This window comes from Polaribacter sp. HL-MS24, from assembly GCF_032758595.1.
Taxonomy (GTDB): domain Bacteria; phylum Bacteroidota; class Bacteroidia; order Flavobacteriales; family Flavobacteriaceae; genus Polaribacter.
On the sequence record NZ_CP136415.1, the window covers coordinates 1,064,256 to 1,079,457 of the forward strand.

At 35.8% G+C, this 15,202-nt stretch carries 15 protein-coding genes and 1 pseudogene; 2 read left to right on the plus strand and 14 right to left on the minus strand.

Translation table 11 applies throughout. From position 1 onward, the window contains the following. Nucleotides 1-39: 39 nt before the first annotated feature. The 3 genes from RRF69_RS05050 to RRF69_RS05060 form a co-directional block, all read right to left on the minus strand. The gene (locus tag RRF69_RS05050) at nt 40-486 is read right to left on the minus strand and encodes a YHS domain-containing (seleno)protein (RefSeq protein ID WP_316940915.1); all 447 of its coding nucleotides are present in this window, start codon (nt 484-486) and stop codon (nt 40-42) included. Nucleotides 487-529: 43 nt separating this feature from the next. Beyond that, the gene (locus RRF69_RS05055; protein ID WP_316940916.1) at nt 530-1,504 is read right to left on the minus strand and encodes an acyl transferase; all 975 of its coding nucleotides are present in this window, start codon (nt 1,502-1,504) and stop codon (nt 530-532) included. Nucleotides 1,505-1,574: 70 nt separating this feature from the next. Next, nucleotides 1,575-2,633: an isoaspartyl peptidase/L-asparaginase gene (locus RRF69_RS05060; RefSeq protein ID WP_316940917.1), complete on the minus strand. Its 1,059-nt coding sequence runs from the start codon at nt 2,631-2,633 to the stop codon at nt 1,575-1,577. A gap of 112 nt (nt 2,634-2,745) precedes the next feature. On the opposite strand from RRF69_RS05060, the gene RRF69_RS05065 reads away from it, so the two are divergent. Both RRF69_RS05065 and RRF69_RS05070 read left to right on the plus strand, forming a co-directional pair. Further along, entirely contained in the window at nt 2,746-4,287 is a 1,542-nt protein-coding gene (locus RRF69_RS05065; protein ID WP_316940918.1) for an aldehyde dehydrogenase family protein, read from the plus strand. Between the two features lie 194 nt (nt 4,288-4,481). Further along, nucleotides 4,482-6,326 carry a cystathionine beta-synthase gene (locus RRF69_RS05070; protein ID WP_316940919.1) on the plus strand — a complete coding sequence of 615 codons (1,845 nt, stop codon included), beginning with the start codon at nt 4,482-4,484 and terminating at the stop codon, nt 6,324-6,326. Between the two features lie 28 nt (nt 6,327-6,354). Here the strand turns inward: RRF69_RS05070 and RRF69_RS05075 are convergent, their stop codons facing one another. The 11 genes and pseudogenes from RRF69_RS05075 to atpE all read right to left on the minus strand — a co-directional run bounded on the left by RRF69_RS05075 (nt 6,355) and on the right by atpE (nt 15,202). After that, nucleotides 6,355-7,497: an ATP-binding protein gene (locus RRF69_RS05075; RefSeq protein WP_316940921.1), complete on the minus strand. Its 1,143-nt coding sequence runs from the start codon at nt 7,495-7,497 to the stop codon at nt 6,355-6,357. Nucleotide 7,498: 1 nt separating this feature from the next. Further along, nucleotides 7,499-8,362, minus strand: a complete 864-nt coding sequence (locus RRF69_RS05080) for an aldo/keto reductase (RefSeq protein ID WP_316940923.1) — start codon at nt 8,360-8,362, stop codon at nt 7,499-7,501. Nucleotides 8,363-8,365: 3 nt separating this feature from the next. Then, complete coding sequence (locus RRF69_RS05085; protein WP_316940925.1) at nt 8,366-9,118, minus strand: SDR family NAD(P)-dependent oxidoreductase; 753 nt, start codon at nt 9,116-9,118, stop codon at nt 8,366-8,368. A 218-nt stretch (nt 9,119-9,336) separates the two neighbouring features. Further along, nucleotides 9,337-10,269, minus strand: a complete 933-nt coding sequence (locus tag RRF69_RS05090) for a hypothetical protein (protein WP_316940927.1) — start codon at nt 10,267-10,269, stop codon at nt 9,337-9,339. 99 nt (nt 10,270-10,368) lie between these two features. Next, on the minus strand, nt 10,369-10,617 hold the full coding sequence (locus tag RRF69_RS05095; RefSeq protein WP_316940928.1) for a hypothetical protein: 249 nt from the start codon (nt 10,615-10,617) through the stop codon (nt 10,369-10,371). 89 nt (nt 10,618-10,706) lie between these two features. Next, on the minus strand, nt 10,707-10,835 hold the full coding sequence (locus RRF69_RS05100; RefSeq protein WP_316940930.1) for a hypothetical protein: 129 nt from the start codon (nt 10,833-10,835) through the stop codon (nt 10,707-10,709). 412 nt (nt 10,836-11,247) lie between these two features. Continuing rightward, on the minus strand, nt 11,248-12,111 hold the full coding sequence (atpG, locus tag RRF69_RS05105; protein ID WP_316940932.1) for an ATP synthase F1 subunit gamma: 864 nt from the start codon (nt 12,109-12,111) through the stop codon (nt 11,248-11,250). 63 nt (nt 12,112-12,174) lie between these two features. Then, nucleotides 12,175-13,750 (minus strand): annotated as a pseudogene (atpA, locus tag RRF69_RS05110) (F0F1 ATP synthase subunit alpha). Nucleotides 13,751-13,794: 44 nt separating this feature from the next. Continuing rightward, complete coding sequence (gene atpH, locus RRF69_RS05115; protein WP_316940934.1) at nt 13,795-14,352, minus strand: ATP synthase F1 subunit delta; 558 nt, start codon at nt 14,350-14,352, stop codon at nt 13,795-13,797. A 7-nt stretch (nt 14,353-14,359) separates the two neighbouring features. Continuing rightward, nucleotides 14,360-14,860, minus strand: coding sequence for a F0F1 ATP synthase subunit B (locus RRF69_RS05120; RefSeq protein ID WP_316940935.1), 501 nt, complete (start codon nt 14,858-14,860; stop codon nt 14,360-14,362). Between the two features lie 153 nt (nt 14,861-15,013). Next, nucleotides 15,014-15,202 (minus strand): ATP synthase F0 subunit C, encoded by a 189-nt coding sequence (gene atpE / locus RRF69_RS05125; protein WP_316940937.1) that lies wholly within the window; start codon nt 15,200-15,202, stop codon nt 15,014-15,016.

The following is a 15,202-nucleotide window of genomic DNA, read 5'->3' on the forward strand; positions in this document are numbered from 1 at the left end:
TCTGAGTATGACTCAGAACCTTTTCAATCTATAAAAAACTCAATCCTCAATAATTTTTTGCCAATTGATATCGGCTTGTTTTTGTAGTTTCTCAGCACCTTCTTCGTTCCAAAGATCTAAGGTGTTTGTGCCCCAAGAATTGTAAAAGAGGTACAGTTTCCCTTCTCTAATTTCAAAGGTTTTTGGGTTAATACCAACTTTTTTCCCTTTCAATCCGATGGCATAAGCGCAGTATCCTCCATATTGAGGAACGTATTGTTCAGGCGCTTTTTGAAAAGCTTCTAAATGGGCTTTGGATGCAAATTTAAATTGAACTCCATCATAGGAAGTCGTAAATTTTTTGTCTCCTTTTTCAGCTTTTTGCTGAAAGTAACTGACAAGGTCATAGCCTTCAGCTACATAGCCTTTATTGGTATTATACTGTGATTTTTGTGCGAATACACTGCTAGTGATTGCGATACAAAATAGCAAGTAAAAAGGTTTCATAATATTGTTATTTTGGATTGTATTCACAAAAATTGAGGACCGCTTACAACACCATCAAATTACATCCCCTAATGTCTGAATGATCAAAGCGCCCTATAATTTCAAAGGTTCCGTCTGGAAATACTCTTCCCAAATCTTGAGTCGCAATAAATGCGCAGGAATTGAAGTTTGCTAGATCGATGACATTGATTCCGCCATTTTTCCCTGTAGTCTGTATTGTCAAAGCATCTTCTGGGTCTCTTGTTAAAACCTGCATCCAAGGAGGTGTTGTAAAAACCCCATTTCCTTTAGAATATGCCTGACTTAACAATTCGGTCATTCCGTATTCTGAGTGAATTATATCAACTCCAAATCCGTTTTGTAAAAGACTATGCAATTCAGCTCTCACCAACTCCTTTCGCCTACCTTTCATCCCTCCAGTTTCCATAATAACGGTGTTTTTTAAATCAAATTGCTGCATTTCAATAAAATCCAACAACGCGAAAGAAACACCTATTAAGAGTACTTTTTGCCCCTTTTGCTCTAATTTCAAGAGTTTTTGAGCCAATTCTTCCAAATTATGAAGATAAAATCCACTTTCAGGATTTTTAGATTTCACAATTAAATCTTCAACCATATACACCAACGAAGAACCCTTGCGTTCTAAATAATTGGGTAATAAAGCCAAAACGGTATAATCTTCAATATTGCCATAAAAATGATGAAAACCTTTTAAATAACTTTCTTTGTAAACCTCCATATCGGTTACAAAATGCTTGCCTGTAATGCTTCCTGTAGTTCCAGAACTGGTAAATATTTCTTGAGCCTCATCGGTAGTAGAAACAACTTTTTTACTTTTAAAAAATTGAATGGGCAAAAACGGAATCTCTGCTACTTTATGAACATCGGAAGGATGTACGTTGATCAAATCGCAAAAAGAACGGTACACTTTGTTGTTCTTAAACTGGTGTTTAAAAACTTGAAGAGCTGCTTCTTTGAATTCTTCTGTAGATTGTATGTTAAAAATTGCTTTGTGCATAAGTTCCTGCAAAAATAAGATTATTAGCCGCAGCTAAATGAAGGAATCAAGATAAAATGAGCAATTGTCCTTATTCTTTATAAATTTTTACAATCAGGGTTCCTTGATCGTTCATAGAGGCTCGGTACATTCCTGCGGTATTGAATTCAAAAGACATATTTCCATCTTTATCCAGTGCCACAACACCCCCTGTTCCGCCTAGTTGTGTCAATTTATGTTGAATAACATCTGTGGTAGCCTCTTTGAGTGATTTGTGCTGGTATTCCATCTGAGCAGAAATATCATAGGCAACCTGACCTCTGATAAAATATTCTCCCCAACCTGTAGCAGAAACTCCGCAGGTCAAATTATTTGCATAGGTTCCAGCACCAATAATAGGAGCATCTCCAATCCTTCCCCAGCGTTTGTTGGTCATTCCGCCTGTAGAAGTTCCAGCAGCAATATTTCCGCTCTTGTCTAATGCTACACATCCCACCGTTCCAAATTTTGAGTTTTTAATCTCCGCGTCGTAAAAAGCGGCTTTTAAATCCTTTTCTCCCATCTTCGTTTTCTCTTTCTTTTGGATTCTTTGTAAAGACTTAAACCTTTTTTCAGTATAAAAATAGCTAGGAGGCACAATTTCTAAACCCTGTTCTTTGGCAAAACGAGAAGCGCCCTCACCAGAAAGCATCACATGATCGGAATGCGTCATGATTTTAATCGCCAAGGCAATTGGACTTTTTACATTCTTTACTCCTGCAACCGCACCTGCATTTCGAGTTTTTCCATCCATAAAAGAAGCATCCAGCTCGTTGGTTTCATCGTGGGTAAATACGGCTCCTTTTCCTGCATTGAATAAAGGAGATTCTTCCATTACCTGAATGGTTCTCATTACAGCCTCTTGACTTGTTCCTCCAGTTTTAAGAATTGTATGTCCCACTTTAATCGCTTCTTCTAGTTTCAATTTGTACGCAATTTCATTTTCTTCTGACATATTTTTCTTCAAAATAGTTCCTGCACCCCCGTGAATAATGATTGCAAACTTATTTTCTTTTTGAATCGTTTTTTCAAGAGCCTCATTGGATGATGCCTCCCTATGGCATCCAAAAGAAAGGAGTAAGACTCCAACAATAAATGATAGTGATTTCATAACCTATATGTTTGAAATTAAACAAAAAACATTATTTGTGTTTAATTTATTGATGTCTAAAATTATTCGTAAATTCGAGCTTCAATTTAATCAACTTAAATTTAACTACAAAATGACAGATTTCGGAATGCAAGAGGCCCTAAATAAATTGGGTGTTAAAGATATGAATTACGGAACTTCTACAGGGTCTCATCATTTCTCTTCAGGCGAAGTGATCGAATCGTATTCTCCAGTAGATGGAAAATTAATTGGAAAAGTAATAACAACTTCCAAAGAAGATTATGAAAGAGTAATGACTTCCGCGACAGAAGCTTTTAAAGCTTTTAGACAGATGCCAGCTCCACAAAGAGGAGAAATTGTTCGTCAATTTGGAAATAAATTAAGAGCCTTAAAAGAACCCTTGGGAAAACTCGTTTCTTATGAAATGGGGAAATCCTTACAAGAAGGATATGGAGAGGTTCAAGAAATGATTGATATCTGTGATTTTGCAGTTGGACTCTCTAGACAATTGAACGGACAAACCATCCCGTCTGAACGCCCAGAACATGTGATGAGAGAGCAATGGCACCCAATTGGAGTTGTCGGTATTATCTCTGCATTTAATTTTCCAGTAGCTGTTTGGGCTTGGAATACTGCTTTGGCATGGATTTGTGGAGATGTTTGTGTGTGGAAAGGATCTGAAAAAGCGCCTTTGTGTTCGATTGCATGTCAAAATATAATTGCTGAAATTTTAAAAGAGAACAACTTACCTGAAGGAATTTCTTCCATCATCAATGGAGATTATACCGTCGGTGAAATGATGACAACCGACACTCGAATTCCTTTAGTTTCTGCGACTGGATCTACCCGAATGGGAAGAATCGTTGGGGCTACAGTTGCAAAGCGTTTTGGGAAATCACTTTTAGAATTAGGGGGAAATAATGCAATCATCATTACACCAACTGCAGATTTAAAAGTGGTTGTTCCTAGTGCTGTATTTGGCGCTGTGGGAACTTGTGGACAGCGCTGTACTTCTACCAGAAGATTAATCATTCACGAATCGGTATATCATAAAGTAAAAGACGCCATTGTAGGTGCTTACCAACAAATTAAGATTGGAAATCCTTTGGATGAAACCCAACACGTAGGGCCCTTAATTGATACCGACGCCGTAAAAGCTTACCTATCTGCCATTGAAAGAGCAAAAGCAGAAGGTGGAAATGTATTGGTTGAAGGAGGTGTTTTGGAAGGTGAAGGTTATGAAAGTGGTTGCTATGTAAAACCTACAATTATTGAAGCAGAAAATCATTTCGAAATTGTACAACAAGAAACTTTTGCTCCGGTTTTGTATCTCATGAAATATTCAGGTGATGTAGAAAATGCCATCGAAATGCAAAATGGCGTTGCACAAGGATTGTCCTCTGCAATTATGACCAACGAACTAAAAGAAGCTGAAAAATTCTTATCCTATGCAGGATCAGACTGTGGAATTGCCAATGTAAATATTGGAACTTCTGGTGCTGAAATTGGAGGCGCTTTTGGAGGAGAAAAAGAAACTGGAGGTGGCCGCGAGTCGGGCTCTGATGCATGGAAAGTGTATATGCGAAGACAAACCAATACAATCAACTATTCGGACCAGTTACCATTGGCACAAGGAATTAAATTTAATTTGTAAACCGGTTTCTACCGTTTTTAATTAAGATGCATTACCAACTTTTCGGAGTTGGCTTTTTGCTTTCCAATAATTATGGGTTGTCTCGATTGGCTCCCAAATCATATCAGTGCAAATCAATAGAAGAAAACGTTTAACAAGCCTTTTAAAATAGCACTAATTGACGTAGATTGTGGAGCTATATAAAGGACTGAATTATGCAAGACAATACCCTATTACTTTCGATTCAAAAAATCATAGAACACATGCCATTGAGTTGGATTAATTTAACAACTCACCGACTCGACATCTATGACGAAAAATTGGCAAAAACACAATTTTTAGAAGAAATTGAAGTCTTAATTCGTACCAATACCATTGAAACATCGGCACTCAATAAACTACCTACTGCCTATGATTACATTCGTTTGGGACACCCACTATCTTGTATTTTAGAATGGGGAATTGCCAACTTACACCAGCTCAATCCTGAAAATATAATTAGTTTTTCCTCTCAGACGATTCCAATTTTGGCAATCCTACGCAAAAATTTAATCTCAAAAACAAAGACACAAATCGTCTATACTGGGTCTTTTCCAACTTCAGTAGATGTTGAGGTATTGAAACGCGTTTATGGTTATGATTTTGAATTGAGAAAAATTGTAAAAATGGAAGATTTGTCTGAATTTGATGGCAATACTCTTTATATTTCACAACAAGAAGATCTTTCTAAAATTACACTCTCTAAAAACATCGATTTTTATATCACTAGCAACCCACAGCTTGGTAGTCTTTTATACATTCATGGAAAACATAACAACTCTTCAATTTCTGACATTCAACATGTTCGAAGAAGAGAAACAATTGCCATGACTCCTACAAATTGTCTTACTGCTTTAAAACAGCTCGTCGGTCAATCAGTTTCTACCGAACCAAAGACCTTATCAGTCACCAATAAAAATGCTGTTCTCAATTCCATTAAAGCCATCACCAAAACTACAATAACTCCAGTAGTTGGTTCAAGTGGCCTTTCGGTACAATATGCTATTATGATGGGACTTATTCATCATGCGCAAGAAAATCATCCAGGAAAGGCTATCAAATTTATTGTACCTCCAAATTGTTATGGAGGGACCAATGACCAAGCAAGGCGTGTTGCTGCTTGCATTGACAATGTAGAAGTAGTCGATTTACCTGTAGATGGTGATAATGAGATGGTGCAAAGTATTGATCTAATTCTATCAAAAACAGCAGAGGAAAATGCAATTCCATATATCATTGCTGAAATTCCTACAAACCCAAGGGTGGAAGTCCCCGATCTTATCGAGTTAAAAAACGTATTGAGTACGGTTCGAAAAACAGCTTCTGGTGAAGTTGCTATTGATCCTGTTTTTATTTTAGACCAGACCTTTTGTCCAAATGTTCTCTTTTTAGGGAGTGGTGAAATTCTTTCCACGGTTCGATCCCTTTCCTATGCCAGTGGATCAAAGTTTCCAAGCGGAGGGAAATGTACTGCTGGATACTGCGTGGGAAATACTAAAACCACAGACTTGATGGAGAAAATTGACCTCCACCTAAACCTTTGTGATAACGAGGCAACAGCGCTTCAATATGAAATCTTGGCTGCACAATTGCCTTCTATGAATCAAAGAATTCAAGAAGCCTATGAGAATACCCGTGAGTTTGTCAACTATATCGAAAAGACCTTACCCGCTGCGAAAATTAATTTTGTTTCCCAAGAATTGGCTTCACAAGGGTTTACCCCCTCTGTATTTTCATTGGACCTACCCACTCAGGGAAATTCAGATGCAGAAAAAGAAGCTTATAAGAGAGTCTTAAACCTGAAATTAATCAATTTGATGATCGCCGAAATTCCAAATGAAAGTAAGTTTTGTGTGAGCTATGGGCAATTGAACGGATGCTATTGGACCATTCCTGCAACCTCTACTCAAGGAACTACAAAAGAAGGCGACAAGGATTATATTGTACGTGTGGCGCTTTCTCCATCAATGAATCTCGAGCTGCATAAAAAAGTCTTTCTAAAATTTGTTGAGGGGATCTAAAAACTCCAATTATTTTAAAAAAACATCCTTACTGATACTTTAATTTCCGAATTACCCGAAGGGCCTCTTTGTATTTGAGATAGGTTGTTTCATCAGTAAAATCTTTAATATAATTTTTTGCCTTTTTAAGCTGGTCTGCGACTTCTAGAAAACCGTGCACATAACAAATTAAATAGTTCGTTGGCAATCGTAAAACATCTTCATGCTCAGTAACTGAGAGAGGAATTTCTTTCATAATTTTTCGAACAATTGCGTTGCAGTTTTGATAAATGTGATTGATAATACTATCCTCAAATTTAAGGGGTTGAAATAGAAATTCATTGACAATATCGTGTTGTCCGTTTTCTTTAAAATTGATGATGGTCTTTTCTAAGGGATAGTGTTTTTCTTGTTGTTCCAGTCCTAATAAAATAAATTCAGTCACAATAAATGAGGTAGAATTATAGCTGATTTGAACATCATCCAATGCTGAGTAAAAAAGCTGTACTTGTTCATTTATTAGTTCAATATCTACTCTAGAAAAATACTCCTCACCATTACTCCTTTTTTGTTTTCCTGCCCAACACAATACAAACTGTTCGTTGAAAACTTTATATTGAGGATTGTACTCGGGCTTGTGATTCTTCATAAAGTCGAATACCCCATTGAGGGTGAGTTCGATATGATTACTGGCGTTCTTCTGAATCGCCTCAACCCTTTGTTGATTGGTATTTCGAAGTTTAAAATGTTCTCCAAAAAACGGCATAGAAATACTTCCTCTTCGATAAAAAATACTTTTCCGCTTGTATTTCCATGCATTTTTTAAAAAAGAAGTAACCGTATTTGTTGGAAAAATAGTAACCAAACCAATTACTTTATGCCTTGGCAAGCTAGAAAAAGGAACATTTTCATAGGTTATTTTTGGCGGGTTTTCCAAATAGGCATTGATAAGGTTTTGAATTTTACTGTCATCAAAAAAATCGACCCCAACAATTTTGTTTTCTTTGTCTTCAATTCCAATAACGATGAACGAGTTGTTGGATGGATTCGAGTTTGAAAGGGCACAGATATGTTTTAAAAACTTGGCTTTTCCTTCTTTTGACCCTAAGGATAACTTTTGCTTCTTGTCATAAAAACTATTCTCATCATTGTGAGAAAGTAGGTTTTTGATAAGTAAGCGTTTGTTGATCATTTTAAGGGACTTGGTGGCCTTGACTTGCAATGAGCAATTCAAACCAGTCTTCAATTTCTAATTCGGTTTGAAAAGCTTTGTTGGCATTTTGGATTCGATTTTTATTGGTAGTTCCAATTACTGGCGAAACATTCGCTGGATGTTTTAAAACAAAAGCCAATAAAATAGCATCTTCTGTAAGAGCATATTTTTCCGATAAGCGTTTTAAAACCGGTTGTATTCTGTCCGTTTGTTCATTTTTGGTCTTAAAAATACTCCCCAAAGGACTCCAGCTCATCGGCTGGATTTCTTTTTGAATCATATGATCTAAAGACCCATTAAACATTGCGGTATGTTGTGTCAAAGAAAATTCAATTTGATTGGTAACAATAGGAATTTTTGCATCAATCAGATCCACTTGTGAAGGGGTAAAATTCGAAACACCAAAGGCGTTTATTTTTCCACTTGCCTGTAAACTCGTAATGGCCTCTGCAATTTCATCGGGATGCATTAATGGGCTTGGTCTGTGCAATAAATAAGTGTCTAAATAATCCGTTTTTAGATTTCTTAAAGATTCTTCAGCACTCCAAATAATATACTCTTTCGAATACTTATAGTGTTTGATGTCACCTTTTCGAGTTTGCCCAGGATTTAAAATTCCACATTTAGAAATAATTTCAATGTCTTCCCGTCGGACTCCATTTTCTACAAAGGCTTTTCCAAAATCTGCTTCGTTTGTATAATCGCCATACAAATCTGCGTGATCAAAGGTGGTGTTTCCATTTTCAACACAAAACTGAAGAAGATCTGCTTGTTCTTTTGTTGATAATTTTTTGCCCCAAAATCCCCAAGACATGCATCCTATTATAATTTTTTTTGTGGTCATTTTTTATTGTTTGTTTAAAATTGTTGCACTTGCTTGTGCAGTTGAATAGACTACCAAATCTTCGATGTTTACATGATAGGGTCTAGTGATTACAAAATGTATAATATCTGCAATATCCTCTGCCTGCAAGGCTTTATAGCCTTTGTACACATTTGCTGCTTTTTCTATGTCGCCTTTAAAACGAACCTCTGAAAATTCGGTTTCAACTGCTCCTGGATGAATTGCTGCAACCCGAATGTTGTGCTTATGTAAATCGATTCTCATTGCCTTATTTAAGGCGTTTACAGCGTGTTTTGACGCGCAATATACATTTCCATTGGGATACACTTCTTTTGCTGCTATAGAGCCGATATTCACAATAAAACCCTTGTTTCTTTCTGTCATTTGGGGAATGATTGCTTTAGAAACATAGAGTAGTCCTTTTACGTTGATATCAATCATGGCATCCCAATCGTCTAAATCTCCATCCTGAAGGGTAGACAATCCGTGTGCATTGCCAGCATTATTGATTAAAATATCAATCTGTTTGAAATTTTCTGGGAGCGAATCGATCGCCGTTTTCACTTCAGTTCTCTTAGAGACATCAAACTCTAAAGTGATTACATCAGTCAATTTACATAACGATGTCTGCAATGCTTTTAAACGATCTGCTCTTCGTCCACAGAGAACTAAACGAATGTTGTTTTTTGCAAAAATTTCTGCAGTGGCTTTTCCAATACCTGAGGTTGCGCCTGTAATAAATGCGGTTTGTTTCATTTGGTATAATTGTGTTCTGTAAATAAATTTTTAAGGTAATGGTTTCTGATTTTGCAAAATAGTTTTGCAGTCATAAAAGTAAAAAAAGAAATGGGAGATCCGTTTGTTTTTGTACTGAATTATCAACAAAGAAGAAACCGCTCCATCTCTAGAGCGGTTTCCCTTTCAATTGGTTCTCTTTAATAACCAATTGAAAATCAACTAACCAAACTTTATTTTTAATTTCTTTTAGACTTTAATTTTCTTGCTATTTTTACTCGTTTTCGGTTGCTGTTTCTAACCGCTGGCACTGTAGTTTCTAATGCTTTACCTCCTTTTAAATACTGAATAAACCCGCGACCAAAAAACTCGTAAGTAGTTTTACTATTGATGTGATATAGACTAATCGTCTCATCATCTAGAACGCTTAACTCAAATTCTTCCACATCGCCAGCATCATAGTTAAGTGTTAAAATTTTCAGGTCTTCATACCCTCTTACATCAAACACTTCATATCCTCCAACATAACTCCAATCAATACCCCCAACCTCTATGCCAATTGTATCTTTAGAACTATAAAATGTAGAGGTGTTTTCTGGAGTAAATTGCAGGTAATTTTCTGCATCAAATGCATTTGGAGTTCCACCAGTAGTTGCTATTTTTTCCCATGCTCTAAATTCTTGCAAAAAGTATTCGATATTTTCATAGAATAGCTTGTCGTAATCAAAGTTATTTTTATGATAACCAATTAAATAATAACTCACATTTTCTCGATAATTATAGATTCGAATTTCATTGACAGATAGTTGTGTTACTTCAAAATCGTGAAAGCCATCTAGATCGTGATTCGTGCCTAAAATTCCTTGATAGGTATTATAGGATCCTACTGAAATCCCTAAGCCATTTCCAGTTCGTCCAATATCTACAATATTGTTATTAGCATATAAAATTCCGTTTCTAAAAGAAATTGTAAACGCTCTGGATAAAAAAGGAACATCTCCGGCACCAGTAGTTCTGTGATAATCTACATACCATAGGTCATATTCTGAAAGCGTAGACTCTAAGTAAATTTCAGCCTCCAATTCGTGGTCTATATCATCATACACTACAGTACAAGCAGTAAAAAACATTCCTGTAATGAATGCTGTGAAAAGTAGTTTTGTGAGGTTCATGGGCTTTGGTTTAAGATTCTTTCTTTCTAGTTTCAAAAGGCGTGCCAAAAAAAAAGCACCCAAAAATGGATGCTCTTATGATACTTAATTGCCTTGTTCTTATTGATAAAAATTCGTCTTACTCTTTTTTAGCTCCGTAATTTTATAATACTTTGTATTGCTTCCATCTTTGTAGCTTATAACGGCTTCATGTTCTTTTAAAACAAATGGAATTTTTTTTTCTGGAAGTGAATTGCCTGCTTCTTTTTTTGATTCTTTGTGTAATATAAAATCTAAGGTACTATTACCTGAAGAAGTGCTAAAATACCCTGCTATTGAGTTTTTGCCATTTTTTGAAACAGATTCCAATCGCACTCCTTGATTTCGAAAGTAGATCGAATCAAAAGCCACTGTAGTTGTTGATGTATAGTTAATAAAAACATTGATTCCACTGACACTTATGGTTGGCCTCCAATCCAAGTATTGTAAGTTGCTTCTGTTATTTGAAAGGGTGGAGTTTGATCAAACTGAATACTTTTACAAGTCATAAAGCTCAATGCTAATAAAATAAATACGGCTGTTTTCATGATCTTTTTTTTTAGTCTCAGACAAATGCTATGCCAAGGTAAAAAAAAGAGCGAATCTTTTTGATTCGCTCTTTGATAATTTTATGTTTTACTAGAATACTAATACAAACTTAGGTTTAACTCCGCTATCGCTTCGTTTAATTATTCAGTGCTTCTGCACATTTATCAAATTTAACTCCGCTATTGCTTCGTTTAATTATTCAGTGCTTCTGCACCTTTATGAAATTTAACTCCGCTATCGCTTCGTTTAATTATTCAGTGCTTCTGCACATTTATGAAATTTAACTCCGCTATCGCTTCGTTTAATTATTCAGTGCTTCTGCACATTTATGAAATTTAACTCCGCTATCGCTTCGTTTAATTATTTAGTGCTTCTGCACCTTTATGAAATTTAACTCCGCTATCGCTTCGTTTAATTATTCAGTGCTTCTGCACCTCCAACAATTTCTAAAATTTCATTAGTGATCGCTGCTTGACGAGCTTTGTTATACGTTAACAATAAATCATCCCGTAAGTCTTTTGCGTTGTCCGTTGCCTTATGCATTGCTGTCATACGTGCTCCGTGCTCGGCTGCAAAGCTATCCCTGATTGATTTGTACAACTGCGTTTTTAAAGACTTTGGAATCAAAGCCAATACAATCTCTTCTTTTGATGGCTCAAAAATATAATCAGAATTTGCAACTGTGGTTCCTTCCTCTACTGGTTTGATTGGTAAAAACTGCTCTACCTGTGGGATTTGAGTTGCCGCGTTTTTAAACCTATTGTATACCAATTCAATTTTATCATAAGATCCATCGATATATAATTCCATCAATTGTGTTGCAATTTCAGCTACACTCTCAAAGTTCAAATTTTCAAAAATATCGTCTCTAGAGTCGACTACTTTAAACGTTTTTCCTAAAGTAGCATTCCCTTTTTTACCAATGGTAAATAATTCCACCGTCTTATCTGCATATTTTTCAGCAACGGTTCGAACGACTTCTTTTGTAATAGAAGAATTAAAACCTCCACACAAACCTCTATTTGAAGTAACTACAACAAATAAAACTTTCGAAACTTCTCTTTGTGTAGAATAGTTCCCACCTGCATTACCGTCTAAAGTTGCACTTAAATTTTGCAATAATTCGGTTAATTTAGAAGAATAGGGTCTCATTGCAGTAATTGCATCCTGTGCTTTTTTCAGCTTTGCAGCAGAAACCATTTTCATGGCACTGGTAATCTGCATTGTCGATCCAATGGATGTAATTCTGTTACGTATTTCTTTTAAATTTGCCATATGTTCTTAATTAGTTGTTAGTAATTAGTTTTTAGTAGCTTGCTACTAACACTAACTTCCAATTTAATATTTACTTGAAATTTCTTTTGCAGCTTCTGTTAAAGTAGCAATCACCTCATCGGTTAATTTCCCTGCTTTTAAGGTGTCTAAAGTATCTCTGTGTTTCCCATTCAAATAAGAAATATAATCTTTCTCAAATTCTTTTACTTTATCTACAGGAACATCTTTCAATAAGTTCTTAGAACCAGCATAGATAATTGCAATTTGATCTTCTACTGAATACGGATCATTTTGCGCTTGCTTTAAGATTTCAACATTACGTTGTCCTTTAGAAATCACACTCATGGTAGCTGCATCTAAATCAGATCCAAACTTAGCAAATGCTTCTAATTCACGATAAGCTGCTTGATCTAATTTTAAAGTACCCGATACTTTTTTCATCGATTTAATCTGAGCATTACCTCCTACACGTGATACCGAAATACCTACGTTAATTGCCGGACGAACTCCTGAATTGAATAAGTCTCCATCTAAGAAAATTTGTCCATCAGTAATCGAAATTACGTTTGTTGGAATATATGCAGAAACATCTCCTGCTTGTGTTTCAATAATTGGCAATGCAGTTAAAGAACCTCCCCCTTTTACAATTCCTTTTAAAGAATCTGGTAAATCGTTCATTTCACTTGCAATCTTATCATCATTAATCACCTTGGCAGCTCTTTCTAATAATCTAGAATGTAAATAAAATACATCTCCAGGATATGCTTCACGTCCTGGTGGTCTTCTTAACAATAAAGAAATCTCACGGTATGCTACTGCTTGCTTTGACAAATCATCAAAAATAATTAAAGCAGGTCTTCCAGAATCTCTAAAAAACTCTCCAATAGCTGCTCCAGCAAATGGTGCATATACTTGCATTGCTGCAGGATCTGATGCATTCGCAGCTACGATGGTTGTATAAGCCATTGCGCCTTTTTCTTCTAACATGTTTGCAATAGATGCAACAGTAGAAGCTTTTTGACCAATAGCAACATAAATACAATAAACTGGCTCACCAGCATCGTAAAATTCTTTTTGATTTAAAATCGTATCTAAAGCTACGGTAGATTTTCCTGTTTGACGGTCGCCAATAATCAACTCTCGTTGACCTCTTCCGATAGGAATCATTGCATCAATAGATTTGATTCCAGTTTGTAAAGGCTCTGTTACAGGCTCTCTAAAAATAACTTCCAGGAGCTCTTCGCTCTAGAGGCATTTCGTAGGTTTTTCCTTCAATAGGTCCTTTCCCATCAATAGGATTTCCTAATGTATCTACGACTCTTCCAACAACACCTTCTCCTGCTTTTAAAGAAGCAATTCTTTCTGTACGCTTTACGACAGAACCTTCTTTAATAGAGGTAGAAGCTCCCAATAATACAACTCCTGCATTATCTTCTTCTAAGTTTAATACAATTCCTTCTAAACCGTTTTCAAATTCTACCAACTCACCATATTGTACGTTCGATAATCCGTATACACGTGCAATACCGTCTCCTACTTGTAGAACAGTTCCAACTTCGTTTAACGTTGCGTTTGCATCGAAGTTTGTTAATTGTTGCTTTAAAATTGCTGATACTTCAGCGGGTTTAATTGATGCCATCTTTCTATTATTTACATTAGGCTTTAAGCTTTGGGCTTAAAACTTTATATTTTTGGAATAAAGTGACTGTTGTCAAATTCCTTTTTCAATTGTGTCAAGTGATTGGAGATACTTGCGTCATACTGCATGTCTCCAACGCGCAATACAAATCCTCCTAAAATAGCTGGATTGATTACATTTTCTAAATTTGCATTATTCCCCGTAAGGGCAACAATCTTTGCTAATATTTTTGCTTCTAATTCTTTTGTTAATGGAACGGCTGTTGTCACTTTTGCAACCTGCATGTTCTTTAAAAAGTCATAGATAATTGTATATTGTTTCGCAATCGACTCTAACATCCCAAGACGTTTGTTTTCCTGCAATACGTCAAAAAGGCCTAAAGCAACAGCATTGACTTTACCAGTAAATACGGCTTTTAATACATTCATTTTTTCTGAAGATCTAATGACTGGACTTTTTAGCAACACTTTCAATTCACTACTGTCTTGAATAGTGCCAGCGATTAATAACATGTCATGGTTTACCTCATCTTCAATCTGAGTATCTTTGGCGAGGTTTAAAACTGCTTTTGCGTACCGTAATGCTGCTCTTGCGTCTTTCATAACTCTCTTAATTTAAAGTAACCTCTTTTAAGATTCCTTCAACCAATTCTAGTTGATCCTCTTTAGACGCTAATTCTCTTTTTATGACAGACTCTGCAATATTGATAGACAGTTCTGCTACACTCTTTTTAATTTCTGCTAAAGCGGCTTGCTTTTCTTGCTGAATAGAAGCTTGTGCGTTTTGAATTAAAATTGCTGCAACTTCTTTTGCTTCATCTTTAGCTTCAGAAATCATTTTATCTTTAATTTCTCTAGCTTCTTTAAGCATTGCATCTCTTTCTTCTCGTGCTTCTCTTACCAACGATTCGTTATCGGCTTGTAAGTTTTGCATTTCTTTACGTGCATTCTCTGCTGCGTCTAATGCTTTTTGAATTCCTGTTTCTCTTTCTTCTAAAGAATTTAAAATAGGTTTCCAAGCAAACTTTACCATTAAAGCGATCAACGCTAATAATAAAATTGTAGAGACTATAAATAATCCTGGTGAAAAGTCGTTTAATAAAGTTTCCATTCTATAAACTAATTATTTTTTTGTTACTTTTTGTGGAATTTAAAAGGGCTCGATTAAGCTTCTCTTAAATCTGTCATTCCCTTACAACGAGAACTTAAAAACAGGCTCTGCAACCAACCGTTGCAGAACACTGATTTTTGTTTTTGTTTTGGATTATTTTCCTAAGAATAATGCTCCAAATGCTAAACCTTCTAATAATGCGGCAATGATAATCATGTTGGTTTGAATTTTCCCTGTCGCTTCTGGCTGACGAGCAATACCTTCCATTGCTTTTCCACCAATTTGACCTAAACCAATTCCTGCTCCAATTACGATTAATCCTGCTCCAATTAAATTGTACAT

Excerpts from the sequence above, each read along its gene's own strand:
- RRF69_RS05065 (WP_316940918.1), top strand. The coding sequence starts at position 2,746 with ATGACAGATTTCGGAATGCAAGAGGCCCTAAATAAATTGGGTGTTAAA.
- RRF69_RS05050 (WP_316940915.1), bottom strand. The coding sequence starts at position 486 with ATGAAACCTTTTTACTTGCTATTTTGTATCGCAATCACTAGCAGTGTA.
- atpG (WP_316940932.1), bottom strand. The coding sequence starts at position 12,111 with ATGGCAAATTTAAAAGAAATACGTAACAGAATTACATCCATTGGATCG.
- RRF69_RS05085 (WP_316940925.1), bottom strand. The coding sequence starts at position 9,118 with ATGAAACAAACCGCATTTATTACAGGCGCAACCTCAGGTATTGGAAAA.
- RRF69_RS05090 (WP_316940927.1), bottom strand. The coding sequence starts at position 10,269 with ATGAACCTCACAAAACTACTTTTCACAGCATTCATTACAGGAATGTTT.
- atpE (WP_316940937.1), bottom strand. The coding sequence starts at position 15,202 with ATGTACAATTTAATTGGAGCAGGATTAATCGTAATTGGAGCAGGAATT.
- RRF69_RS05080 (WP_316940923.1), bottom strand. The coding sequence starts at position 8,362 with ATGACCACAAAAAAAATTATAATAGGATGCATGTCTTGGGGATTTTGG.
- RRF69_RS05055 (WP_316940916.1), bottom strand. The coding sequence starts at position 1,504 with ATGCACAAAGCAATTTTTAACATACAATCTACAGAAGAATTCAAAGAA.
- RRF69_RS05070 (WP_316940919.1), top strand. The coding sequence starts at position 4,482 with ATGCAAGACAATACCCTATTACTTTCGATTCAAAAAATCATAGAACAC.
- RRF69_RS05075 (WP_316940921.1), bottom strand. The coding sequence starts at position 7,497 with ATGATCAACAAACGCTTACTTATCAAAAACCTACTTTCTCACAATGAT.
- RRF69_RS05100 (WP_316940930.1), bottom strand. The coding sequence starts at position 10,835 with ATGAAAACAGCCGTATTTATTTTATTAGCATTGAGCTTTATGACTTGT.
- RRF69_RS05060 (WP_316940917.1), bottom strand. The coding sequence starts at position 2,633 with ATGAAATCACTATCATTTATTGTTGGAGTCTTACTCCTTTCTTTTGGA.
- RRF69_RS05120 (WP_316940935.1), bottom strand. The coding sequence starts at position 14,860 with ATGGAAACTTTATTAAACGACTTTTCACCAGGATTATTTATAGTCTCT.
- atpH (WP_316940934.1), bottom strand. The coding sequence starts at position 14,352 with ATGAAAGACGCAAGAGCAGCATTACGGTACGCAAAAGCAGTTTTAAAC.